General features: G+C 71.6%; 21 protein-coding genes. 6 read left to right on the top strand and 15 right to left on the bottom strand.

Going from position 1 to position 24,615, the window contains the following annotated elements; translation table 11 throughout:
* Positions 1-10: 10 nt before the first annotated feature.
* The 6 genes from hydA to OIB37_RS29410 all read right to left on the bottom strand — a co-directional run bounded on the left by hydA (position 11) and on the right by OIB37_RS29410 (position 6,886).
* The gene (gene hydA / locus OIB37_RS29435; RefSeq protein ID WP_330460642.1) at positions 11-1,414 is read right to left on the bottom strand and encodes a dihydropyrimidinase; all 1,404 of its coding nucleotides are present in this window, start codon (positions 1,412-1,414) and stop codon (positions 11-13) included.
* A gap of 40 nt (positions 1,415-1,454) precedes the next feature.
* A complete protein-coding gene (locus OIB37_RS29430; RefSeq protein ID WP_330460641.1) occupies positions 1,455-2,297 on the bottom strand; it encodes a nitrilase-related carbon-nitrogen hydrolase in 843 nt (280 codons plus the stop codon).
* 201 nt (positions 2,298-2,498) lie between these two features.
* On the bottom strand, positions 2,499-4,115 hold the full coding sequence (locus tag OIB37_RS29425) for a PucR family transcriptional regulator (RefSeq protein ID WP_443058220.1): 1,617 nt from the start codon (positions 4,113-4,115) through the stop codon (positions 2,499-2,501).
* A 154-nt stretch (positions 4,116-4,269) separates the two neighbouring features.
* Complete coding sequence (locus tag OIB37_RS29420; RefSeq protein WP_330462008.1) at positions 4,270-5,520, bottom strand: aspartate aminotransferase family protein; 1,251 nt, start codon at positions 5,518-5,520, stop codon at positions 4,270-4,272.
* Positions 5,521-5,549: 29 nt separating this feature from the next.
* A complete protein-coding gene (locus OIB37_RS29415; protein WP_330460640.1) occupies positions 5,550-6,392 on the bottom strand; it encodes a nitrilase-related carbon-nitrogen hydrolase in 843 nt (280 codons plus the stop codon).
* Between the two features lie 242 nt (positions 6,393-6,634).
* Positions 6,635-6,886, bottom strand: a complete 252-nt coding sequence (locus OIB37_RS29410) for a helix-turn-helix domain-containing protein (protein WP_330460639.1) — start codon at positions 6,884-6,886, stop codon at positions 6,635-6,637.
* A 63-nt stretch (positions 6,887-6,949) separates the two neighbouring features.
* Here OIB37_RS29410 and map point away from each other — a divergent pair, with 63 nt between their 5' ends.
* Both map and OIB37_RS29400 read left to right on the top strand, forming a co-directional pair.
* Positions 6,950-7,726, top strand: a complete 777-nt coding sequence (gene map, locus OIB37_RS29405; RefSeq protein WP_330460638.1) for a type I methionyl aminopeptidase — start codon at positions 6,950-6,952, stop codon at positions 7,724-7,726.
* Between the two features lie 901 nt (positions 7,727-8,627).
* On the top strand, positions 8,628-11,222 hold the full coding sequence (locus OIB37_RS29400) for an ATP-dependent Clp protease ATP-binding subunit (protein WP_330460637.1): 2,595 nt from the start codon (positions 8,628-8,630) through the stop codon (positions 11,220-11,222).
* Between the two features lie 140 nt (positions 11,223-11,362).
* Here the strand turns inward: OIB37_RS29400 and ggt are convergent, their stop codons facing one another.
* Entirely contained in the window at positions 11,363-13,162 is a 1,800-nt protein-coding gene (ggt, locus tag OIB37_RS29395; RefSeq protein ID WP_330460636.1) for a gamma-glutamyltransferase, read from the bottom strand.
* 144 nt (positions 13,163-13,306) lie between these two features.
* Between ggt and OIB37_RS29390 the strand changes: the two genes are divergently transcribed.
* From OIB37_RS29390 to OIB37_RS29375, 4 genes are all read left to right on the top strand, one after another.
* Entirely contained in the window at positions 13,307-14,110 is an 804-nt protein-coding gene (locus tag OIB37_RS29390; RefSeq protein WP_330460635.1) for a hypothetical protein, read from the top strand.
* A gap of 177 nt (positions 14,111-14,287) precedes the next feature.
* Positions 14,288-14,449: a hypothetical protein gene (locus OIB37_RS29385; protein WP_330460634.1), complete on the top strand. Its 162-nt coding sequence runs from the start codon at positions 14,288-14,290 to the stop codon at positions 14,447-14,449.
* Positions 14,446-15,303 carry a hypothetical protein gene (locus OIB37_RS29380; protein ID WP_330460633.1) on the top strand — a complete coding sequence of 286 codons (858 nt, stop codon included), beginning with the start codon at positions 14,446-14,448 and terminating at the stop codon, positions 15,301-15,303. The genes OIB37_RS29385 and OIB37_RS29380 overlap by 4 nt, the downstream gene beginning before the upstream one ends.
* A gap of 242 nt (positions 15,304-15,545) precedes the next feature.
* Positions 15,546-17,108: an alpha/beta fold hydrolase gene (locus OIB37_RS29375; RefSeq protein ID WP_330460632.1), complete on the top strand. Its 1,563-nt coding sequence runs from the start codon at positions 15,546-15,548 to the stop codon at positions 17,106-17,108.
* A gap of 48 nt (positions 17,109-17,156) precedes the next feature.
* Here OIB37_RS29375 and OIB37_RS29370 read toward each other — a convergent pair whose 3' ends face one another.
* The 8 genes from OIB37_RS29370 to pcaDC form a co-directional block, all read right to left on the bottom strand.
* The gene (locus OIB37_RS29370; RefSeq protein WP_330460631.1) at positions 17,157-18,035 is read right to left on the bottom strand and encodes an amino acid ABC transporter permease; all 879 of its coding nucleotides are present in this window, start codon (positions 18,033-18,035) and stop codon (positions 17,157-17,159) included.
* On the bottom strand, positions 18,032-18,676 hold the full coding sequence (locus OIB37_RS29365) for an amino acid ABC transporter permease (protein ID WP_330460630.1): 645 nt from the start codon (positions 18,674-18,676) through the stop codon (positions 18,032-18,034). The genes OIB37_RS29370 and OIB37_RS29365 overlap by 4 nt, the downstream gene beginning before the upstream one ends.
* Before the next feature lie 11 nt (positions 18,677-18,687).
* Positions 18,688-19,572, bottom strand: a complete 885-nt coding sequence (locus OIB37_RS29360) for a glutamate ABC transporter substrate-binding protein (protein WP_330462007.1) — start codon at positions 19,570-19,572, stop codon at positions 18,688-18,690.
* A 119-nt stretch (positions 19,573-19,691) separates the two neighbouring features.
* Entirely contained in the window at positions 19,692-20,435 is a 744-nt protein-coding gene (locus tag OIB37_RS29355; protein WP_330460629.1) for an amino acid ABC transporter ATP-binding protein, read from the bottom strand.
* 146 nt (positions 20,436-20,581) lie between these two features.
* Positions 20,582-21,001, bottom strand: coding sequence for a DUF6278 family protein (locus tag OIB37_RS29350; RefSeq protein WP_330460628.1), 420 nt, complete (start codon positions 20,999-21,001; stop codon positions 20,582-20,584).
* 15 nt (positions 21,002-21,016) lie between these two features.
* On the bottom strand, positions 21,017-21,796 hold the full coding sequence (locus OIB37_RS29345) for an exodeoxyribonuclease III (RefSeq protein WP_330460627.1): 780 nt from the start codon (positions 21,794-21,796) through the stop codon (positions 21,017-21,019).
* Between the two features lie 39 nt (positions 21,797-21,835).
* The gene (locus tag OIB37_RS29340; protein WP_330460626.1) at positions 21,836-22,471 is read right to left on the bottom strand and encodes an MBL fold metallo-hydrolase; all 636 of its coding nucleotides are present in this window, start codon (positions 22,469-22,471) and stop codon (positions 21,836-21,838) included.
* 781 nt (positions 22,472-23,252) lie between these two features.
* Positions 23,253-24,551 (bottom strand): bifunctional 3-oxoadipate enol-lactonase/4-carboxymuconolactone decarboxylase PcaDC, encoded by a 1,299-nt coding sequence (pcaDC, locus tag OIB37_RS29335; protein ID WP_330460625.1) that lies wholly within the window; start codon positions 24,549-24,551, stop codon positions 23,253-23,255.
* Positions 24,552-24,615 lie beyond the last annotated feature (64 nt).

Here is a 24,615-nt window from a genome sequence, read left to right as displayed (position 1 = left end):
GGCGCGACTCCTAGTTGAGGTACTGACAGGTGGAGCGCGGGGTGAAGACGCCGTGCCCGGCGCGTCCGGTGTACTCCCGCTCGGTGATGACGGGCTCGCCCCGCGAGAGCACGGTCTCGACCCGGCCGGTGGTGCGCCTGCCCTCGTACGCCGAGTAGTCGACGTTCATGTGGTGCGTCTCGGCGGACATGATCTGCTCGGCGTGCGGGTCGTAGATGACGATGTCGGCGTCGGCGCCCGGGGCGATGGTGCCCTTCTTCGGGTACAGGCCGAACATGCGGGCCGGTGTGGCGCAGGCGATCTCGATCCAGCGGCGCCGGGAGATGCGCCCGTCGACGACGGCCTGGTGGAGGAGGTCCATGCGGTTCTCCACGCCCGGCAGTCCGTTGGGGATCTTGGAGAAGTCGCCGCGGCCCAGCTCCTTCTGGCCCTCGAAGCAGAAGGGACAGTGGTCGGTGGAGACCACCTGGAGGTCGTTGGTGCGCAGGCCCCGCCAGAGGGCGGCCTGGTGCTCCTTGGGCCGAAGCGGCGTGCTGCACACGTACTTGGCGCCCTCGAAGTCCGGTTCGGCGAGGTTGTCGGTGGACAGGAACAGGTACTGCGGGCAGGTCTCGCCGAAGACGTTGAGGCCCTCGTCACGGGCCCGCGCCAGCTCGGCGACCGCCTCGGTGGCGGAGACGTGCACGACGTAGAGCGGGGCGCCGGCGACCTGGGCGAGCTTGATGGCGCGGTGGGTGGCCTCGGCCTCCAGCAGCGCCTTGCGGACCTCGCCGTGGTAGCGGGGGTCGGTCTCCCCGCGGGCCAGGGCCTGTTCGACGAGTACGTCGATCGCGATGCCGTTCTCGGCGTGCATCATGATCAGCCCGCCGTTCTCGGCGGAGCGCTGCATGGCGCGCAGGATCTGGCCGTCGTCGGAGTAGAAGACGCCCGGGTAGGCCATGAACTGCTTGAAGGAGGTGACCCCTTCCTCCACCAGCAGGTCCATCTCCTTGAGCGTCTCGTCGTTCACGTCGGAGACGATCATGTGGAAGGCGTAGTCGATCGCGCAGTTGCCCTCGGCCTTGGCGTGCCAGGTGTCCAGGCCCTCGCGCAGGGTGTGGCCGACGCTCTGGACGGCGAAGTCGATGATGGTGGTCGTACCGCCCCAGGCGGCCGCCCGGGTGCCGGTCTCGAAGGTGTCGGAGGCGAAGGTGCCGCCGAAGGGCAGCTCCATGTGGGTGTGGGCGTCGACGCCGCCCGGGATGACGTACTTCCCGGCGGCGTCGATGACCCTCTCGGCGGTGAACGCCTCGGCGGCGGGTGTGCCGGTGGCGGCGAGGGCGGCGATGCGGCCGTCCTCGATCAGGACGTCGGCGTGGATCTCGTCGGACGCGGTGATGACGAGACCGCCGCGGATGACGGTACGGCTGCTCATGATCCCTCTCCTCCCGGGGCGGGCCGGGTTGACGGTGCGGTCAGGGTGCGGTCAGCGGTGTGTAGGCGCCCGGCTCCCGGTCGCGGTAGAACTGCCAGCGGTCACGGACCTCGCGGAGTTTGTCCATGTCCAGGTCTCGGACCACGAGTTCGGTCTCCTTGTCGCTCGCCACCTCGCCGACGAACTGGGCCTCCGGGTCGACGAAGTAGGTGGTGCCGTAGAAGTCGTTGTCGCCGAGGTCCTCCACGCCGACCCGGTTGATCGCGCCGACGAAGTACTCGTTGGCGACGGCCGCCGCCGGCTGTTCGAGCTGCCACAGGTAGCGGGACAGGCCGCGTGAGGTGGCCGAGGGGTTGAAGACGATCTCGGCGCCGGCCAGGCCCAACGCCCGCCATCCCTCGGGGAAGTGACGGTCGTAGCAGATGTAGACGCCGATCCTGCCGACGGCCGTGTCGAAGACGGGCCAGCCGCTGTTGCCCGGGCGGAAGTAGAACTTCTCCCAGAATCCCTGGACTTGGGGGATGTGGGTCTTGCGGTACTTGCCCAGGTAGGAGCCGTCCGCGTCGATCACGGCGGCGGTGTTGTACAGGACGCCCGGCTGCTCCTCCTCGTACATGGGCAGCACGAGGACGATGCCCAGTTCCTTGGCGAGAGCCTGGAAGCGCTGGACGGTCGGGCCCTCGGGGATCTGTTCGGCGTACTCGTAGAAGGCCTTGTCCTGGACCTGGCAGAAGTAGGGGCCGTAGAACAGTTCCTGGAAGCACAGGACCTGGGCGCCCTGCGCGGCCGCGTCGCGGGCCGCCTGCTCGTGGACCTGGATCATGGATTCCTTGTCGCCGGTCCAGGCGGTCTGGAACAGGGCGGCACGGATCACTCGGCTCATCGGATCCTCCGGTGGGTCGGTGTGCTGGGGCCGGCGCCGGAGGTCTCGGACGGGACCTCCGGTGCCCGCTCCAGGAGCCTAGAAAGGCCGGGTGACCTGTTTGAGTGGCAGCGTGTCACGTCTGCGGGCGCTCTGCGTGCCACCGTGTCACGTGTCCGCGAGCCCATGTTTCACCGCCGTTTTCCCAGGTAGTCCTGTGTTTCAGCGCTGTTGCGCGTCGTGCGCGAGGAGCGCGATGTGCACCGAGGCCGCCTGCTCGAAGTCGTCGAGGTCGGCCCCCAGTCGTGCCTGTATCGCCTCCAGGCGGCGGTAGAGGGCGGGCCGGGAGACGTGGTGGAGCTGGGCGGTGCGCGACTTGTTGCGGCCGGTCGCGAGGTAGGTGCGCAGCACGTCCAGCAGCTCCGGGTCCGCCCCGCCCAGCAGGCCGTCCAGCTCCCGCTCGGCGAAGGACTGCACCTGCGGGTCGTCCCTGAGCAGCCGGATCAGGCCGCGCAGATGGACGTCCCGCAGCCGTACGACGGCCGGCAGGTCGACGGCGGCGGAGCCGGTCACGGCGTCGGCGACGTGCCGGGCCTCGCGCAGCCCGGCGGGTACGCCGTCCCAGTCGGTGCACGCGTCGGCGGCGGCCACGAGCGCCGAGGGACTGCCGGTCTCGGTGCGCAGCCGGGCCGCGAAGTGGGCGGTGAGCGACTCGGCGTGCTGGTCGCGGGCGAGGCTGAGCAGGACGGCGGTGGCGCCGTCGGCCAGTTCGGCGACGAGTCCGGACATGCCCAGGACGCGCAGGACCCGGTCCAGCCGGCCGGGTTCGCCGTCGGGTACGACGAGCGGCACGAACGTGCGCCGGTTGACGGGGAGTCCGGCCGCCCGGGCCCTCGGCAGCAGCTGCCGGGCGGGTACGGCCCCGGAGACGAGGTCGGTCAGCAGGCTCTGCGCGGACCGTTCCTCCCAGCTGTGGGCGGAGCCGCCGACGAGCATGCGGTGCAGGACGAGGGCCTCGGCCGCCCGGTCGGCGAGCAGCCGCCCGGTGCCCGTCTCGCCCCGGTACCCGCACAGCAGCAGCCGGCCCCAGCGCTCCCCGCGCCCGCCCAGTTCGGCGCGGATCCAGCCGTCGCCCTCGCTGCCTCCCCCAGTGCCTGAAAGGCCTGGGTGGTGCCCCCATGCCTGCCGGGCGATCCGCTCCCAGTCGCGCAGCACGTCGTCCACCGCGCTCCGCTCCCCCGCCGTGGCGAGGACGCGGTGGGCGACGTTGGTGACGACGACCGGACAGCCGCTGTGCTGGGCGACCTCGTCGAGCAGCCGTTGCAGCGGGGCGCCGGCGGTGATCAGTCCGGTGAGGCTGGTGCGGACCGCCTCGGACAGGCTGACGGCGGCGAACTTGCTCCGTACCAGGCGGGACTGGACCTCTTCGGTCAACTCGGCGAAGGGGAAGGGCCGGTGCAGGACGACCATGGGCAGCCCGCACCGCTCGGCCGCGCGGCGCATCACCTCGGGCGGCGCGGGGAAGGCGCGGCCGAGCCCGAGGACGACGGCCGCGGCCTCCGCCCGGTGCAGGGACCGGATGTACTCGGCCTGCTTGGTCTCGTCGCCGGCGAGCAGCACCCCGGTGGTGAGCACCATCTCACCGCCGCTGAGCATCACGCCGACGTCGGCGGCCTCGGCGACGTGCACCCAGCGCACGGGCCGGTCGAGCTGCCCGGCCCCGGCCACCACTTCGGGCTCCCCGGCGAGCACCCGCTCCAGGGTCAGCACCTGCCGGACGGAGAGTGCGGGGTCCGGGGGCCGCCGGCCGGACTGCCGGGGGACGGAAGCGATGACCAAGGCCGTTTCCCTTGCTCGGGTGGTGCGAGGGCGCGCCCCGTGGGGCGCGCGGGGCTGTTTCGAGGTGCGGCTGCCGCCGCGTGGGCGGGGCCGGTCGGGACGGCCCCGCGGACACGCGACGGCGGAACGCGTACCGGTTCTCCCGGCGGAGCCCCTAGTACGTGCTCCTCAGCGCGCGTTCGAGGATCGCGGCGCCCTCCTCGGCCTCCGCGACGGTCAGCGACAGCGGCGGGGCGACGCGCAGGGCGCTGGTGTCGTGACCGCCGCCCTTGCCGATGAGCAGGCCGCCCTCGCGGGCCACCTCCAGTACGGCCGCGGCCGCCTGCGGATCGGCCTCGTCGGTGCCGGGCCTGACCAGCTCGATGCCGATCATCAGGCCGCGTCCGCGGACCTCCCGCACTCCGGGCAACTGGGCGGCGACCGCGCGCAGCCGCTCGATGAGCAGGCCGCCGACCCGCCGGGCGTTGCCCTGGAGGTCGTGGTCCAGGAGATAGGTGAGGTTGGCGAGGCCGGCGGCCATGGTGATCTGGGTGCCGCCGAAGGTCGAGATGCTGTTGGCGTCCAGGCAGTTCATGATCTCGGAGCGGGCGATCACACCGCCGATGGACATGCCGTTGCCGATGCCCTTGGCGAAGGTGACGATGTCCGGCGGCCCGTTTCGCGCGTGCGCCTGCCAGCCCCAGAAGTGGTCGCCGGTGCGGCCCCAGCCGGTCTGCACCTCGTCGGCGATCCACAGGATCCCCTGTTCGTCCAGCACTTCGCGGAAGGCCGCGTACAGTCCGTCGGGCGGTGAGGTGAACCCGCCCACGCCCTGCACGGGTTCGGCGATCAGCGCGGCGGGCGGCCGGGTCTGGCCGAGGACGTCCCTCAGGTCCGCCACGCACGCGTCGATGAAGGCGCGGTCGTCCAGTTCGGCGAACGGGCCCCGGTGGCGCACGCCTCCGTGGACGTAGAGGGTCTGCAGCGGGGACAGGGAGGTCGGGGACCAGCCCCGGTTGCCGGTGATGCCGACGGCGCTGAAGGACCGGCCGTGGTAGCTGTTGCGCATGGCCAGGAGCGTGTTGCTGCGCCGGTGGGCGGTGGCGAGCAGCAGGGCGGTGTCGTTGGCCTCGGTGCCGGAGGTGGTGAAGAAGACCCGGGCGTCCGGGATGCCGCTCAACTTGGCCACCCGCTCGGCGAGTTCGACCATGGGCCGGTTGAGGTAGAGGGTCGAGGAGTGGATGATCCGGCCGGCCTGCTCACTGACCGCCTTGGTCACCTCGGGCAGGGCGTGCGCGGTCATGGTGGTGAGGATGCCGCCGAAGAAGTCCAGGTAGCGGTTGCCCGCGGAGTCGTAGACGTGGCGGCCCTCGCCGTGGGTGATCTCCAGCGGCCGCTCGTAGTAGAGGGCGAGCCAGTCGGGCATGACCTTGCGGTGGCGGTCGTAGAGGTCGTTCACGGCTGCACCAGCCCTTCGTAGGCGTCGGGGCGGCGGTCGCGGTAGAAGGCCCACTGCTGCCGTACTTCCTCGATGAGGTCGAAGTCGAGGTCGCGGACGAGGAGTTCCTCGGCCTTGTCGCCGGCGACGTCGCCGACGAACCGTCCGCGCGGGTCCACGAAGTACGAGGTGCCGTAGAAGTCGTTGTCCCCGTACTCCTCCTGGCCCACCCGGTTGATGGCGGCGACGAAGTACTCGTTGGCGACGGCCGCGGCGGGCTGCTCCAGCTGCCACAGATGGGCGGACAGGCCGCGATGGGTGGCGGACGGGTTGTACACCAACTGGGCTCCGTTCAGTCCCAGTTGCCGCCAGCCCTCGGGGAAGTGCCGGTCGTAGCAGATGTAGACGCCGACCTTGCCGACGGCCGTGTCGAAGACGGGCCAGCCGAGGTTGCCGGGTTTGAAGTAGTACTTCTCCCAGAAGCCCTTGACCTGGGGGATGTGGTGCTTGCGGTACTTGCCGAGGTAGGTGCCGTCGGCGTCGATCACGGCGGCGGTGTTGTAGTAGAAGCCGGACTGCTCGACCTCGAAGACGGGGGCGACGATCACCATGCCGGTCTCACGCGCGAGATCCCGCATGCGGCGCACGGTCGGCCCGTCGGGCACCGGCTCGGCCCAGCGGTAGTGCTCCGGCTCCTGGACCTGGCAGAAATAGGGGGCGTTGAAGACTTCCTGGAATCCGATGATCCTCGCACCCCGGCGGGCGGCCTCGCGGGCGTACTCCTCGTGCTTGGCGATCATGGACTCGGTGTCGCCGGTCCAGGTGGCCTGAACCAGTGCGGCACGTACGACGTTGGCCATGAGCTGCTCCTTCGACGCGACGTCCGAGCCTCTACGCCCGTAGAAACGGGGCCGTAGAGGGACGAAAGTAAGCCTCGCGGGAGCCCTTGCCAAGACCATCGTCGTGAACCCGCTGAGTCGATCACGTTTCGCACCCCAGTGGGTGAGCGGACACGCCGGGCGGACGGCGGATCAGGCACCCCCGGAGAAGCGCCCCTCCATGCCTCCGACGCCCCTCGGGCACCCCCGGACGCGCCCTGCGCTCACACGCCCACGAGTGCGCACCTCGTGACCAGCTCATCCAGGGACAGTCCGAGCACCCCGGCCAGGGCGGCCACGGTGAAGAGGGCCGGGGTCGGCGCCCGGCCGGTCTCGATCTTGCGGAGGGTCTCGGCCGAGACGCCCGCCTCCGCAGCGACCTCGGCCATGCTCCGGCCGCCACGCGCCTCGCGCAGCAGCCGTCCGAGCCGCTCGCCGCGCTCGTGCTCTTCGGGGGTGAGGGGGGTTCGCACCATGCCGCCCATTCTAATACCGCCCCCTCTCCACGCCCCCATTCTTATACCGGTATAGTAATTGGCATGGTGGAACTGAAGACAGATCTCTCGATCGACGCGATGCACGCGGCCGGCCAGGTGGTCGGACAGGCCCTGACGGCCGTACGCCAGGCCGCCGGCGTCGGCGTCTCCCTGCTGGAGCTGGACGAGGTGGCGCGGGAGGTGCTGCGCGAGGCCGGGGCGTCCTCGCCGTTCCTCGGCTACCGCCCCTCCTTCGCCACGACCCCCTTCCCGGCCGTCATCTGCGCCTCGGTCAACGACGCGATCGTGCACGGTATCCCGGACCGCTACCGCCTGCGCGACGGCGACCTGCTCTCCGTCGACTGCGGCGCCGTACTGGACGGCTGGGCCGGCGACTCGGCCGTCAGCTTCGTGGTCGGCCGCCCGCGCCCGGCGGACCTGCGCCTGATCGAAACGGCCGAGCGCGCCCTCGCCGCGGGCATCGCGGCGGCCGTCGTGGGCAACCGGATCGGCGACATCGCCCACGCGGTCGGCCGGGTCTGCCGCACGGCCGGCTACGGCATCCCGTCGGGCTTCGGCGGCCACGGCGTGGGCCGCCACATGCACGAGGACCCCGAGGTCCCCAACGAGGGCCGCCCCGGCCGGGGCCTGCCCCTGCGCCACGGCATGGTCCTGGCGATCGAGCCGATGCTGATCGCGAGCGGCGCGGACGGATACTACGAGGCGCCGGACGGCTGGACCCTGCGCACGAGCGACGGCTCCAGGGCGGCACACGCGGAACACACGGTGGCGATCATGGAGGCGGGCCCCCGAATCCTGACGGCGCGGGAGACGCTCTGACGCTGGCCGCTGGGGAGATCCTCTGATCCTGACCGCCAGGGAGCCCCTCTGATCCCGGCGGGGCGGGAGACGCACCGATCCTGGCGGGGCGGGACACGCTCCGATGCCGGCGGGGCCGGGCGCCGTGATCTTGGCGGGGCTGGGGGCGCCCTGATTGCGACGGGCGGGAGGCGCCCCCAGGGGCGTGGGTAGCGGCGTGACCGGCCGGGCGAACAGCCAAAGCGACCAGCACGCACCGAACGCGAAAGCGGACGCCCCGGGCACTCCGAACCCCTGACAACGGGCACCCCGGACCCTGACAGCGGGCACCCCGAACCCTGGCAGCCGGGGCAACCACACCGACCCGCGCGGAAAGCCCCGCGGGCGACAAGACGACCGGCCACGACACCCCACCCGCACCGGCCGGGCAACCAGCCAACGCGACCAGCACCCGCCGAACGCGAAAACGGGCGCCCCGAGCACCCCGAACCCTGACACCCGGCACCCCGGACCCTGACAGCGGGCACCCCACCCGACAGCGGGCGCCCCGAACCCTGGCAGCCGGGGCAACCACACCGACCCGCGCGGAAAGCCCCGCGACCGACGAGGCGACCAGCCACGACACCTCGCCCGCACCGCCCGGGCGACCAGTCAACGCGACCAGCACGCGCCGAACGCGAAAACGGGCGCCCCGGGCGCCCCGAACCCTGACAGCCGGGGCAACCACACCGACCCGCGCGGGAAGCCCCGCAGGCGACAAGACGACCGGCCACAGCACCCCACCCGCACCGGCCGGGCGGCCGAAGCCGCTGCCCTTCGCAGGCGAACATGCCCCCACCCGCACTTCATGCCATCGTGGCAAGTGCAGCCAAACCCCCGCGAAACCGGCGGGGCCGCCTCTCGCCTGCGAAGGACGGAACCGATGACCAGCGGCTACCTCGGCCCGGAGGGCGGCGACCCCTTCGGAGAGTTCTTCTCCCGCTTCTTCGGCGGAGCCGGTGGTCCGGGTGGACAGCCCGGCAGCGGCGCCCGTCATATCGACATCGGCCGGCTCCTGAGCCAGCCGGCCCGCGAGCTGGTCAGAGGGGCCGCGCAGTACGCCGCCGAGCACGGCAGCCGGGACCTCGACACCCAGCACCTGCTGCGCGCCGCCCTGTCGGCGGAGCCCACCAGGAGCCTGCTGAGCCGGTCCGGCGCGGACCCGGACTCGCTGGCCACGGAGATCGACCACCGCGCGGGGCCCGTCCAGCACCCGCCGGGCGAGGTGCCGCCGCCGACCTCGCTGTCGCTCACCCCCGCGGTCAAGCGGGCCCTGCTGGACGCGCACGACATGGCCCGCGCGAGCGGCGCCGGGTACATCGGGCCGGAGCACGTGCTGAGCGCGCTGGCCATGAACCCGGACTCGGCGGCCGGGCACATCCTGCACGCCGCCCGCTTCTCCGGGCGCCCGGCACCGCAGGAGACGCCGGAGGCGGGCGCCCAGCAGCGCCAGGAACGGCCGCGGCCCACCACCACGCCGACCCTCGACAAGTACGGCCGCGATCTGACCGAGCTGGCCCGGCAGGGCCGCATAGACCCCGTCATCGGCCGGGACACCGAGATCGAGCAGACCATCGAGGTGCTGTCGCGGCGCGGCAAGAACAACCCGGTGCTGATCGGCGAGGCGGGCGTCGGCAAGACGGCCGTCGTGGAGGGGCTCGCGCAGCGCATCGCGGACGGTGACGTGCCGGACGGGCTGGCCGGGCGCAGGGTCGTGGCGCTGGACCTGACCGCGGTCGTCGCGGGCACCCGCTACCGGGGCGACTTCGAGGAGCGGCTGAACAACATCGTGGAGGAGATCCGCTCGAACTCCGACCGGCTGGTCGTCTTCATCGACGAGCTGCACACCGTCGTCGGCGCCGGGCAGGGCGGCGAGGGCGGCACGCTGGACGCGGGCAACATCCTCAAGCCGGCGCTCGCGCGCGGCGAGCTGCACATCGTGGGCGCGACGACGCTGGGCGAGTTCCGGCGGATCGAGAAGGACGCGGCGCTGGCCCGCCGCTTCCAGCCGGTCATGGTGCCCGAGCCGACCGTCGCGGACGCGATCGAGATCCTGCGCGGGCTGCGCGACCGTTACGAGGCCCACCACCAGGTGCGCTACACGGACGAGGCGCTGGTGGCCGCGGTGGAGCTGTCCGACCGCTATCTCACCGACCGCCGCCTGCCGGACAAGGCGATCGACCTGATCGACCAGGCGGGCGCGCGCGTGCGGCTGGGCGCCCGGACCAAGGGGACGGACGTCCGCACGATGGAGCGCGAGATGGAGCAGCTGGTCCGGGACAAGGACCAGGCGGTCGCGGACGAGAGTTACGAGCAGGCGACCCAGCTGCGGGACCGGATCGTCGAGCTGAAGCAGCGGATCACCGAGGCCAGCGACGAGGGGCAGGCCGACGAGGGGCAGAACCTGGAGGTCACCGCGGAGGCCATCGCCGAGGTGGTGTCGCGGCAGACCGGTGTCCCGGTCAGCCGGCTGACCCAGGAGGAGAAGGAACGGCTGCTGGGCCTGGAGGAACATCTGCGTCAGCGGGTGGTCGGCCAGGACGAGGCGGTGAACGTGGTGGCGGACGCCGTCCTGCGCTCGCGTGCCGGCCTCGCGAGCCCGGCGCGGCCGATCGGCAGCTTCCTCTTCCTCGGCCCGACCGGCGTCGGCAAGACCGAACTGGCCCGCGCGCTCGCCGAGGACCTGTTCGGCAGCGAGGACCGCATGGTGCGCCTCGACATGAGCGAGTACCAGGAGCGGCACACCGTCTCCCGGCTGGTCGGCGCCCCGCCCGGGTACGTCGGCCACGAGGAGGCCGGGCAGCTCACCGAGGTGGTGCGCAGGCACCCGTACTCGCTGCTGCTGTTCGACGAGGTGGAGAAGGCGCACCCGGACGTCTTCAACATCCTGCTCCAGGTCCTGGAGGACGGCCGCCTCACCGACTCCCAGGGCCGCACGGTGGACTTCACCAACACGGTCATCGTGATGACCAGCAACCTCGGTTCCGAGGCCATCACCCGGCGCGGTGCCGGGATCGGCTTCGGGCCGGGTGGCGCGGATGCGGACGAGGAGGCGCGGCGCGAGCAGATCCTGCGGCCGCTGCGGGAGCACTTCCGGCCGGAGTTCCTCAACCGCATCGACGAGATCGTGGTCTTCCGGCAGCTGACCGGCGAGCAACTGCGGCAGATCACCGACCTGTTGCTGGAGAGCACCCGCCGGCTGACGGCCGGCCAGGGCATCACGGTCGACTTCACGGACGCGGCCGTCGACTGGCTCGCCGAGCGCGGCTACCAGCCCGAGTACGGCGCCCGCCCGCTGCGCCGCACCATCCAGCGCGAGGTGGACAACCAGCTGTCCCGGCTGCTGCTGAACGGCACGATCGCGGAGGGCGCCCGGGTCACGGTGGACGTGACGGACGGACGGCTGGACTTCCGCACTCCTCGGGAAGCCCAGCCGGCCGAACCACCCCAGCCGACCCAGGCCGACACGCCACGGTGACGGCACCGGCCGGCGCGCGGGTGCTGCGACGCGGGCGCGTCACGGCGTCGCGCGGGTGTCCCGGCAGGACGCGTCGCGCGGACGTCACGGCACAGGACACATCGCTCGGACGTCACGGCGCAGGCCGCGTCGCGCGGGCGTCACGGCGCGGGACGCACCACCATCGCCGATCCGCCGCCGCGCCGCACCTTCTCCGCCGCGGCCACCCATCTGCCGTCGGGCAGCCGCTGGACCCCGGTCGCGGCACCGATCTCGGGGTTGAGGGTGAAGCTGTGCCCGATGGCCTCCAGCCGGGTCCTCAAGTCACTGTTGTACAGGCCCGGTTCGAGTTCGGTGCGGGCCGCGTTGCGCTGGCTGGCGCGCGGGGCGGCGATGGCGTCGACCAGCGGCAGGTGCCGGTCGAGGAACCCGGTCAGGGTCTGCAGCACGGTGGTGATGATGGTCGCGCCGCCGGGCGAGCCGACCGCCACGACCGGCTTGCCGTGCCGGTCCAGGACGATGGTCGGGGAGATGGACGAGCGCGGCCGCTTGCCCGGTCCGGGCAGGTTCGGGTCGTGCACGGCCGGGTTGGCGGGGGCGAAGGAGAAGTCGGTCAGCTCGTTGTTGAGCAGGAAGCCCCGGCCGGGCACGGTGATGGCGCTGCCGCCGGTCTGCTCGATGGTGAGCGTGTAGGAGACGACGTTGCCCCACTTGTCGGCCACGGTGAGGTGGGTGGTGTTCTCCCCCTCGTACGTCGTCGGGGCCGCCGTGCCGCCCGCTCCGCAGGCGGCGGGGTGGCGCGGGTCGCCGGGGGCGACGGGGCTGGTGAGGACCGCGTCGTCCTTGATCAGGCAGGCGCGCGAGTCGGCGTACTTCTGCGAGAGGAGTTCGTTCGTCGGCACGTTCTCGAAGGAGGGGTCGCCGACCCAGCGCCCCCGGTCGGCGAAGGCGATGCGGCTCGCCTCGATGAAGTGGTGCAGGTACTGCGTCTGGCTCGCCCTGGAGAGGTTCGTCCGCTCCAGGATGTTGAGGGCCTCGCCGACGGTGGTGCCGCCCGAGGAGGAGGGCGCGATGGAGTACACGTCCAGGCCGCGGTACGACGTCTTCGTGGGCCGCTGGAGCTTGGCCCGGTAGGCGGCGAGGTCGTGCTCGGAGAGCTTGCCCGGGCGGGCGTTCCAGCCGGAGGCCGGGTCCACGGGGGGCTTGTCGACGGTGGCGACGATGTCCCGGCCCAGGTCGCCGCGGTAGATCGCGCCGACCCCCTCGCGCCCCAGCTGGGCGTAGGTGCGGGCGAGGTCCGGGTTCTTGAACTTCGATCCCGTGACCGGCAGTTGGCCGCCCGGAAGGAAGAGCCGCGCGGTGTCGGGGAAGGCGCGGAACCGGGTCTCGTTGGACGCGGTCTGCGCGCGGAAGGTGTCGTCAACGGTGAAGCCGTCGCGGGCGATGCGCTCCGCGGGCTTCAGGACCGTGCCGAGCCGCTCGCTGCCCCACTCGCGCAGCGCCGTCTGCCAGGTGGCGGGGGTGCCCGGGGTGCCGACGCTCAGGCCGCTGCTGACGGCGTCGGCGAAGGCGAGGGGCTTGCCGTTCTCCAGGAAGAGGCCGGAGCCGGCGGTGAGCGGCGCCGTCTCGCGCCCGTCGATGGTGTGCACCGTACGGGACTTGGCGTCGTAGTAGACGAAGTAGCCGCCTCCGCCGATGCCGGAGGAGTAGGGCTCGGTGACCCCGAGCGCCGCGGCGGTGGCGACGGCCGCGTCGACCGCGTTGCCGCCCTTCTTGAGCACCTCGATGCCGGCCGCCGAGGCGTCCGCGTCGACACTGGCGACCGCGCCTCCGTAGCCGACGGCGACCGGAACCTTCTTGATCGCGTTGCCCGTCGCGGCGGGCGGCGCCGCCGCGCCCACGGACACCAGGGCGGCCGAGACCGCCACAACCGCCAGTTTCCGTCTGCCAGGACGACCCATGCGAACCTCCCGTCGGAACCGTTCGCGCAGCCTAACCAGATTACCGGGGGTCCCGACAGTACGTCTGCGCCGCCCGCCACGTGAACGTCACAGATCGAACACCGGTACGTAGCCGTCGCAACGGGCCCGCTAGCATGCCCGGCCATGAACGACGACGTGCGCAACATCGTCCTGGGCCTGATAGCCACCGCCATCAGCGCCGCGCTGGGCTGGCTCGCCCGTACGTATCTGTGGCGGCGCAAGCTGCGCCGCAAGCAGGCCTTCTTCGGGCTGCCGGAGAACTCGGAGTCGCTGCTCGTCGTCAACCGCGACTCGGCCACCGCGGAACCGGCGGTGCACCGCTTCGACGTCTTCGCGCTGCTGGAGCTGTCCGCGCTCATCAAGGAGTGCGGCGCACATCTGCGCATGGTGACCCAGGACGCGGCCCAGCAGGGATTCGGCGAGCGCACCGAGTTCTGCGTGGGCGGACCCGCCTCCAACCGGCGCATGGTGGCCCACATGGCGGCGATGCTCCCCGGCGTGCGGGTGAACACCGGCCCCGAACCCGGCCCAGACCGGGCCGCCTTCCAGATCGGCGCCGAGCACTACAGGATGGATCCGGGGGTCACGGAGTACGTCCTGCTGGCCCGGCTCTCGGCGGGGCGGCAGACCCGGCCGGTGTTCCTGTTCTGCGGGCAGCGGGCCATCACCAACCAGGCGGCCACCCGCTATCTCGCCCGCAACCACGAGCGGCTGGCCCGCAAGCACGGCGCGGGCTCCTTCGTCCTGCTGCTCAAGGTGGTCAATTCCCAGGCGTACGGACCGGACCTCGTCGAGGTGGTCGCCGACGTGACCCGGGCGGCGCAGGCGCCGCTCCCGGCGACACCGGCGGCACCGACGGAGACGCCCGCGGAGCAGGGGCGCGGGGCGGGTCCCGCCGCTCGCCGGAATTCGAGCGCCGGAGCCTGACACTCGAACACCAATCGGGCGCATGGAACAGATCCGAAAAACGTGAGAATGGGCTGCGTCAGCGGGAGAAGGCGAACATACTGAGACGGAACGAGCGCATGGTTTGAGGGGGAAGTCCGCATGCCCTTGTCCGGAACGCAGAAGACACGGCTGTGGCTTGCAGGGGGCAGTTCCCTCGTGGCCATTGTGGGAGTGCTGTTCGCCACCGACACCATCGGCGGAGATCGCAACGAGTGCAGCAACCAAGCTGTTTGCGGGCACGACAACACCACCACGATCGGTGACCAGCAGTCCGACTCCCGGGACGGCCGAGCCCCTGCGCAGGAGCGGAAAAAGTGAGAATTCACGCCGTCCTGGGAATCGCGATGGCCATGTGCGCCTGCGCGCTGCTCCAAGGATGCTCCAGCAACGACTGCACGGGCGGCTCCGTGTGCGGCGCGCACAATGCCGTCGACCAGCCTCCCGCTTCCGACGCGGCCCGGAGACCGGCAGCGGGGGCGGGGGCGGACGACGCACTGCTGCTCACCACCAAGTGGCCGACCATCAAGTCGTGCGACGGCACCACGTCCGTGGCGATGTCCACCGGCGGCAAACCGCTCACGGCGTTCTTCACCGACCAGCAGGACTTCCGCTCGCGGGTGGCGGCGCCGAACAGCAAGGGCGGAGTCTGGGGCAGCGGGCACCTGTACCTGGACCTGAGCACCGGAAGCGCGGAGACCACGGTCACCGTCGACGAAGTGCACCTCACGGCTCGCCTACCGAAGAAGATCGCCCCTCCGTCCTGGGTGGCCCTGACCCAAGGCGGCTGCGGTGGCGTGAAAGAGCGCGTGTTCGAGCTCGACCTGGACAGACCGCGACTCGTCGACAAGGGAGTCGTGGACGACGGGTACACCGACCCCACGGACCCACCGGTACGCACGAATCCACTCGGGTCGGGTTTCACCGTCAGCGCGTCCGACCCCGCGATCATCCGAGTCGACGCACAGGCCTGCCGGGGCAACTATGAATGGTCCCTGCAGATCGACTACAGCTACCGCGGAAAGAGCCTCCACAAAGTGGTCGGTCCCTTCAGATCGTTCGGGGCGGCCAGTCCGAGCACGGACGTCTACACCCCGAGTCCCTCGACGGGAAAGACCGGGGCCCCCTCCTCCAGCGCGAACGTCAGGCCGATCGGCTGCCCCGCAACTCCGTAGAACGCCATCACCGGCCCGGGGCGGCCCGCGTACGCGGCGACACCCGTCATCCCCGGAGACAGGCCCACGCCCCCACATCCCACGCCCCACCCCGCCCACGCGAAACGCACCGGAACGCCGTGGGTTGTCCCGCCCCTTCCCATGATTGTTACCCGTACGTAACTTACTGACGGGTTACCTGGGGTAAGCGCACCCCAATACCCTCGGCTCACTTTGCACGGGCACAAGCCGAGGAGTGGCCCATGGGACCCGCCCGCACCACCCTGCGCACGGCGGCCGTCGGTGCCGTGTCGGCGGCGCTGATCGCCGGCACGGCCTGCCTCGCGCCGGCCGCCCAGGCCGCCCCGTCCGTACGCTTCGTGGACATCACCGGCGACGGGGGCACCGTACTGAAGGCGAACGTCGTCACGCCCTCGGACGCCGACGGCTCGCGCGGCTACCCCCTCATCGTGCTGCCCACGAGCTGGGGCCTGCCCCAGGTCGAGTACCTCGCCCAGGCCCAGAAGCTCGCCGACTCCGGGTACGTCGTCCTCACCTACAACGTGCGCGGCTTCTGGCAGTCCGGCGGGCAGATCGAGGTGGCGGGCCCGCCCGACGTGGCGGACGCCTCCAAGGTGATCGACTGGGCGCTCGCGCACACCCCCGCCGACCCCGCGCGCATCGGCATGGCGGGCGTCTCCTACGGGGCCGGCATCTCCCTGCTGGCCGCCGCGCACGACAAGCGCGTCAGGGCCGTGGCCGCGCTCAGCGGCTGGGCCGACCTCATCGGCTCGATCTACTCCGGCCGCACCCAGCACGTCCAGGCGGGCGCCCTGCTGGACGGCGTAGGCACCGTCACCGGCCGGGAGAGCCCCGAGGTCCGCCGTATCTTCGACCACTTCTACGCCTCCGACCTGTCCGAAGAGCAGGCGATGATCGACTGGGGCCGCGAGCGCTCCGCCGCGACCTACGTCGACCGGCTGAACCGCAACGGCGCCGCGGTCATGCTCGCCGGCGCCTGGGGCGACACCATCTTCCCGGCGAACCAGAACGCCGACTTCTACGACAGGCTGACGGTCCCCAAGCGGCTGGAACTGCGCCCCGGAGACCACGCGACCGCCGAGATCACCGGCCTGTTCGGGCTGCCCAACGACGTGTGGACGGACACCGGGCGCTGGTTCGACCACTACCTCAGGGGTGTCGACAACGGCATCGACCGCGAGCGGCCGGTCCAGCTCAAGTCCCGCAGCGGCGGCGGCTACGAGGCCTATCCGGACTGGAAGTCCCTCGCGGCGACCGACCGGAAGATCGCGCTCGCGGACTCCACCACCATCCACGCCAACGTCGACTCCGGCGCGGACGGCGGGATCGTCTTCCTCTCCAGCATCCTGGACCAGGTGGCCCAGCTCCCGCCGGTGGCCTCGATCCCGCTGCTGCCGCGCCGCTGGGCGGCCGTGTGGCAGTCGGAGCGGTACGGCACCGCCCAGCGGGTGCGCGGGACCGCCACGCTGCACACCACGCTCACCCCGACCGCGGAGAGCGGCACGTTCGTCGCCTACCTGTACGACGTGGGGCCGCTCGGCTTCGGCAAGCTCGTCACCAACGCGCCGTACACCTGGCACGGGCGGGCGCCCGGCGAGCCGTTCGGCGTGGACCTGGACCTGTTCTCCACGGCCTACGACGTCCCCACCGGGCACCGCCTCGCGGTCGTGGTCGACACGGTCGACCCGCTCTACACCGAGCACAACCCGTCCGGCGCGCAGCTGACCTTCTCCTCGCCGCAGGACGACCCGTCGTACGTGTCGGTCCCCGTCCGCGAGCAGTGATCCCCGGCTGCCGCCGGACGAGCATGGCCCGTGTGAACTGCCGTCCCCTTACGCTCTCGGGGCCGTGGGGGGCTCCCCACCCGGCAGCAGCGCCCCAGGTCCGGCCGTGGCGACCACCACGGCCTCGGTCTTGGGACTGCGCTGCTCACGGCGGGACACCCAGCCGGCGAACCACGAGAGCAGCATGCACATCCCGATGTAGATCGGCGCGATCACCATCACCACAGGGATGAACGGCAAATCGTAGTCGAGGTTCGAGGCGATGAGTTTCCCGGCATGGAGGAACTCCTCGTAGGTGATGAGATAACCGAGGGAGGTATCCTTCAAGGCCACCACCAGCTGGCTGATGATGGCGGGCAGCATGGCGCGTACGGCCTGGGGCGCGAGGACGTACGTCATGACCTGGGTCTTGCGCATGCCGAGCGCGAGCGCGGCCTCCCGCTGGCCCCGGTCGACGGAGTTCACGCCGGAGCGGAAGACCTCGGCGAGCACCGAGCCGTTGTAGAGGGTGAGTCCGGCGACGAGCGCGGGCAGCGGCTGCACCTTCAGCGCCACGAAGATGAAGAAGATCATCACCAGGACGGGCATCGCGCGGAAGAACTCCACCAGGAGCGTGGCCAGCCAGCGCACCGGACGGTGGTCCGACAGTCGCCCGACGGCCAGTACGCCGCCGAGGGCGAGCGAGAGGACGGCCGCCATCGCGAACGCCTTGAGGGTGTTGCCGAGGCCGCGCAGGAGCAGTTCCTGGACACCCTTGTACTCGAACGGCGTCCACTTGGTGGCGGTGAACTGGTTCGTGGCGAAGAGGAGATACAGGATCCACGCGACCAGGCCGAGCAGCGCGGCCGTGGACAACGCCGCGTACAGCAGGTGCCGTCGCCTGGTACCCGGACCCGGGACGTCGTAGAGCGCGGCGGCTCCGGTCATCGGGCGACTCCCCACTTCCGCTCCAGCAGGCTGAACAGGGCACTGATGGAGAGCGTGATGATCAGATAGCCGAGGGCGATCCAGACGAAGGTCCAGACGATGTTGTAGCCCAGCTCGCTCAGGGTCTTGTAGGTGCCGAGCAGTTCGGTGACGCTGAACGCGCCCGCGATGGCGGAGTTCTTGGCGAGCGCGATGAGCGTGGAGCCGACCGGCGGAATCACGGACCGGAACGCCTGCGGCAGCACGACCACGCCGAGCGTCTGGCGGAAGGTCAGGCCGAGGCTGCGGGCGGCCTCTCCCTGACCCCTGGGCACGGTGTTGATGCCGGAGCGCAGCGCCTCGCAGATGAACGCCGAGGTGTAGCAGCCGAGGGCGAGCACGGCGAACACCTCGAAGGGCAGCACGAGTCCGAACCGGGGCAGTCCCAGCACCACCGCGAAGAACAGCAGCGTGAGCGGGGTGTTGCGCAGCACGGTGACCCACACGGTGCCGAAGACGCGCAGCGAGCCGACGGGCGCGACCCGGAAGGACGCCATCAAGAAGCCCAGCGCGAGCGCCAGCAGGGAGGCGTAGACGGTCAGTTCGACCGTGCCGAGGAAGCCCTGGAGGTAGAGCGGGAAGTTGTCTGTCAGTACGTTCATGCCGTCCTCGCTCAGCTCGCCGGGTAGCGGTCGATCGCGGGCGGCCGGGGTGCCGGGACGCCGGACAGGCCGAGTGTCGCCTCGTACGCCTTCTTCCAGTCGCCGTTCTTCTCCCGTGCCGCCAGGGCGTCGTCGAGGGCGAAGCGCAGGGCGTTGTCGCCGCGCGGGACGCCGATGCCGTACGGCTCCTCGGAGAAGGGCCTGCCGACGACCTTCAGTTCGTCCGGGACCTTGGCCGCGTAGCCGATGAGGATGGCGTCGTCGGTGGTGACCGCGTCGACCTGGTAGGTCAGCAGGTTGTCGACGCAGGCCGAGTAGGTGTCGTAGGAGACGAGGACCGCCTTCGGGTAGTCGGCCTTGATGCGCTGGTACGGCGTGGAGCCGGTGGCCGAGCAGACGCGCTTGCCGGCGAGGTCCTGGGGGCCGTGGATGTCGTTCTCGTCCTTGCGGACCAGCAGGGACTGGCCGGCCATGTAGTAGGGGCCGGCGAAACCGACGAGCTTCTTGCGGTTGGGGTTGATGGTGTAGGTGCCGACGTAGTAGTCGATCTGGCCGTTCTGCAGGGCGGTCTCGCGGTTGGCGGAGGCGATGGTGCGGAAGCGGATGCTGTCCGGCGGGAGACCGAGGGAGGCCGACATCATCCTGGCGATCTCGATGTCGAAGCCCGCGTAGGTGCCCCTCGCCGGGTCCTTCTCGCCGAGGTAGGGCTGGTCCTCCTTGACGCCGACGACGAAGTGGCCGCGCTTCTTGGCGCGCCGCCAGGTCGGGGAGTCGGGCAGGCTGAAGTTCTGGTCCACCTTGTAGTGGGGCAGTTTGTCGACCGCCGGGCCCTTGGTGGGCGGGCTGCCCTCCTTGCCGCAGGCGGCGGCGAACACCAGCGCGAGCAGGAGGAACAGGGCGCGGGAGACACGGGCGGTGCGGCGCTGGACATGGAACGGGGCGCGGAACGCACCGGCGGTGCGGCGCGGGCCGCGGGACACACGGGTGGTACGGAACACGGGTCGCACTCCCCCGGTCAGTGCTTGAGGATCTTGGAGAGGAAGTCCTTGGCGCGCTCGCTGCGCGGGTTGGTGAAGAACTCCTCCGGGCTGCGGTCCTCGACGATCCGGCCGTCGGCCATGAAGACGACCCGGTTGGCGGCGGAGCGGGCAAAACCCATCTCGTGGGTGACGACGACCATGGTCATGCCCTCGTGGGCGAGCTGCCGCATGACCTCCAGCACTTCGTTGATCATCTCGGGGTCGAGGGCGGAGGTGGGCTCGTCGAAGAGGAGGGCCTTGGGGTCCATGGCGAGGGCGCGGGCGATGGCCACACGCTGCTGCTGTCCGCCGGAGAGCTGCGCGGGGTACTTGTCGGCGTGGGCCAGCAGCCCGACGCGCTCGAGGAGTTCACGGGAGCGGCGGTCGGCCTCCGCCCGCTTGCGCCCGCGGACCTTGACCTGCGCGAGGGTGACGTTCTCCAGGACCGTCTTGTGGGCGAAGAGGTTGAAGGACTGGAAGACCATGCCGACCTCGGCGCGGAGCCTGGCGAGGGCCTTTCCCTCCTCGGGCAGTGGCTGTCCGTCGAGCGTGATCGTCCCGGACTCGATGGTCTCCAGGCGGTTGATCGTCCTGCACAGCGTCGACTTCCCCGACCCCGAGGGGCCGACGACCACGACCACCTCCCCCTTGCCGACGGTGAGATCGATGTCCTGCAGGACATGCAGATCCCCGAAGTACTTGTTGACGTCCCGCAGCTCGATCAACGGATCGACGGCCATCCGCAGCCCTACTCACTTTCAGCTGTGTCGTGGTTGCCGCAAACTATCCAGACACCAGCGGAGCAGAGGGGCGACACGCACCTCACGTGCATTAGCCGTATTTACGCCTCAGTCGCGCGATTCGGGCGCCGCGTGAGCGGCCGGGGTCATATCTCGGCGACCTCCGCGTACAGCTGCGACAGCTCGGGGACCCCGCTCACGGCCCATTCCCGCCCGTACTCCGCGACCTCGACCTCGCGGCCGGAGGGGAGTCGTACGACGGGCTCGCCGTCGCGCCGGATCCGCCAGGCGGACCCGGGCACGGTGCGGACGACGACCGTGCCCAGGTACAGCCCGGCGTCGTGGCCCAGCCAGGGCAGCGTCTCCGCGTCGTCGCGCCAGCGCGGGACCAGCTGGTCCAGCGCCTCCAGGGAGGCCGGGGTGTCGTCCAGGCGGACGCCGGCCTCGGCCGCCTGGGTGCGGAGCAGTTCGCATTCGGACATCAGGTCGGCGATCGCCTCGGGGTCGGCCGGGAGTGCCGCGTCGCCGTTGCTGTCGTGCCTCGGGCCCAGGAACGGAATGCGCATGGGCCCAGCCTGGCATCACACGTCGAGGTCGACCACCACCGGCGCGTGATCGGACGCGCCCTTGCCCTTGCGCTCCTCGCGGTCGACGTAGGAGTCCTTGACGGCCTCGGCGAACGGTTCGTTGCCGTACACCAGGTCGATGCGCATGCCGCGGTTCTTGGGGAAGCAGAGCTGACGGTAGTCCCAGTACGTGAACGGGTGGTCGTACTTCAGGGGGCGCGGGACGACGTCGGTGAGGCCCGTCTCGCGCAGGGAGGCCAGGGCGGCGCGCTCGGCGGGCGTGACGTGGGTGGCGCCCTCGAAGGCGGCCACGTCGTAGACGTCGGCGTCCGTCGGCGCCACGTTGTAGTCGCCCAGGACCGCGAACGGGCGGCCGCCGGCCGCGTCACCGGCGACGGCGGCCTTCAGGGCCTCGAACCACTGGATCTTGTAGGCGTAGTGCGGGTGGTCCACCTCGCGGCCGTTGGGGACGTACACCGACCAGACGCGGACGGGGCCGCAGGTCGCCGAGACGGCGCGCGGCTCGGTCACGCCGTCGTAGCCCGGATCGCCGGGCAGGCCCTTGACCACGTCCTCCAGGCCGACGCGGGAGAGCACCGCCACGCCGTTCCACCGGCCGGTCGCGTGGACCGCCGCCTCGTAGCCCAGCTCGCGCAGCGGCTCGAACGGGAACTGCCCCTCGGCGACCTTGGCCTCCTGCAGGCAGAGCACGTCCGTGCCGCTGCTCTCCAGCCAGGCCAGCAGCCTCGGCAGGCGGGCGGTGATCGAGTTCACGTTCCAGGTGGCGATGCGCATGTCTCACAACCTACCTGGCGGGTGTGACAACGCCCCGGCTCACAGCTCGGCCGACGCCCCAGGGGTGAGCCGCAGGTGTTCGGCCCCGCCGAGGGCGCCGATCTGGTTGTCGTAGATCGGGCGGGCGAGGTCGGTGAGGAGGGCATCGTGGATGTCGTACGCGCGCCGCGGCTTCACCTCACGGACGTAGTCGATGACCTCGGAGATCTTGTTCCACGGGGCCATGACCGGCAGCATCAGCGTCTGAACCGGCCCGTCGGGGACGGTGAGGGCGTCGCCGGGGTGGAAGACGCGGCCGCCGTCGATCAGATAGCCGACGTTGGTGATGCGCGGGATGTCCGGGTGGATCACCGCGTGCAGCTCGCCGTGGACCTGGACGTCGAAGCCCGCGGCGGTGAAGGTGTCGCCGTGGCCGACGGTGTGCACACGCCCGGGGAAGGCCGCGGAGATCTTCTCCGCGACCGACCTCAGGGTCCAGATCTCGGCACCCGGGTCAGCCTCCATGGCGGCCCGCAGCCGGCTCTCGTCGAAGTGGTCCGCGTGCTCGTGCGTGACCAGGATGACGTCCGCGCCGACCGCGGCGTCCTCCTCACTGAAGGCACCCGGATCCACGACAAGCGTCCGCCCGTTCTTCTCCAGCCGGACACAGGCATGCGACTTCTTGGTGAGCTTCATGAGGCCATCCTGCCCCGCGGAGCGCTCCGCGCGGGGGCTGCCGCGGGAGTCCTGCCCTGCTGAGAGGCGCTGCCCTGCCGGGGCGGCCTGACCTGCCGGGGGCCTCGCCCTGGCGGGACGCCTGCCGCACGGGGGGCTGCCGCGCGGAGAGGCTTGCCGCGCGTGAGCCTGCCGCGGGGGGCTTGCCCGGCTGCCGGGGGGCCTGCCCCGCCGAGAGGCCTGCCACTCACTGGCGGGACGCCTGCCGCACAGAGGGGCCGCCGCGCGTAACCCTGCCACGGGGGCTTGCCCTGCTGGGAGGCGTTGCCCTGCCGGGGCGACCTCCCCTGGCGGGACGCCTGCCGCATGGGGGGCCGCCGCACGGAAAGACCTGCCGCACATGAACCTGCCACAGAGGGCTTGCCCTGCCCGGGGCGGCCTGCCCCGCCGAGGAGCCTGCCGCGGGGGGCTTTGCTCCCGCCGAGGGCTTGCCCCGCCGGGAGCCTGCCCTGGTGGGACGCCTGCCGCACGCGGGGCCTGCCCCACACCTGCCGCACGGGAGGAGCCCGGACGGGGGGCTGCCACGGGGGGGGTGCCTGCGCCGCCGAGAGGCGTTGCCCTGCCGGGAGGCCTGCCGCACAGGGCCTGCCCCGTCGGGAGGCCTGCCACGGGAGCCTTGCCCTGCCCCGTCGGGAGGCCTGCCACGGGAGCCTTGCCCTGCCACGCCGGGGGCCTCTGCCCCGCCCGGGGCCCTGCCGCGCTGGGGCCTGTCGCGCAGGGCGGGCTGTCGTGGGGTGGGGGGTCAGTCTGTCGGGGTGGTTTCCTCTCGGATGACCTGCTGCGCCACCCGGAAGGCGTTGCCCGCCGCCGGGATGCCGCAGTAGACGGCGGTCTGGAGCAGCACTTCCTTGATCTCGTCGGGGGTGAGGCCGTTGCGCAGGGCGGCGCGGGTGTGGGAGGCCAGGTCCTCCAGGTGGCCGCCCGCGGCCAGCGCGGTGAGCGTGACGCAACTGCGGGTGCGGCGGTCCAGGCCGGGCCGGTCCCAGACCTCGCCCCAGGCGTAGCGGGTGACGAACTCCTCGAAGTCGCCGGAGAAGTCACCGGCCTGTCCCAGCGCCCGGTCGACGTACGCGTCGCCCAGCACCTCCCGGCGGATCTTCAGCCCCGTCTCGTACCGGTCCGGGGATCCGAACGGCTGCGGCTCCACGACTGCGGGAGCGATCTCCGCGATGGGCACGGCCTGCGGCGGCGCCGCGACAGCAACGACGGCCGAGTTGACCGCGACGGCCGGAAGGGCGGTCTGGCCGGTGTCGTACGGCTGCTGCCAGGCGGTGGAGAAGTGCCGTACGAGGAGGTCGGTGACGGCGGCGGGCTGCTCGACCGGCACCAGATGGGAGGCGCCGGGGACCACCGCGAGCCGGGCGTCCGGTATCCCGGCGACCAGGGTGCGGGCCTCGGCCGGGCCGGTGACCTGGTCCTCGGAGCCGACCAGGACGAGCGTGGGCACGCCGACCCGGCCCAGCTGGGGCCGCACATCGAACCCGGCCAGAGCCTCGCAGCCGGCGATGTAGCACCCGGGGTCGGTCGTGCGCACCATCTGTACGGCCCACTCGGTGATCGCCGGCTGGGCGGCGGCGAACCCGCCCGTGAACCACCGGTCGGGGGCGCTCCGGGCGATCGGGTCGAGCCCGTTGGCCCGTACGATCACCCCGCGCTGGCGGAACTCGTCGGCGGTGCCGAACCGGGGCGAGACGGCGACCAGCGCGAGCGAGGCGAGCCGCTCGGGGTGGCTCAGGGCCAGCTCGATACCGATGGCGCCGCCGAGCGCGCAGCCCGCGTACCCGAAGCGCTGCACGCCGAGGCCGTCCAGCGTGGCGAGCAGCCGGGCCGTCAGTTCGCCGACCGAGCCGACCGGATGGGCGGGGGCGCCGCCGTGACCCGGCAGGTCGAACCGGAAGACCCGCCACTGCTTGACCAGTTCCGGCACCTGACGGTCCCACATGTGCCAGGTCGCCCCGAGAGAGGGGCCGAGGATGAGCACCGGAGCGTCTTCCGGGCCATCGAAGCGGTATTGCAGGGCAGGGGTCTTCGTCTCGCTCACCGCACCACGCTAACCGCCGCCGCCGGGGCGACGGCTCCGGGCCCCCCAGTGCGGTCACGCGACC

The sequence above is a fragment of the Streptomyces sp. NBC_00820 genome (genome assembly GCF_036347055.1).
Taxonomy (GTDB): domain Bacteria; phylum Actinomycetota; class Actinomycetes; order Streptomycetales; family Streptomycetaceae; genus Streptomyces.
This window is presented reverse-complemented; position numbering and strand designations above follow the sequence as displayed.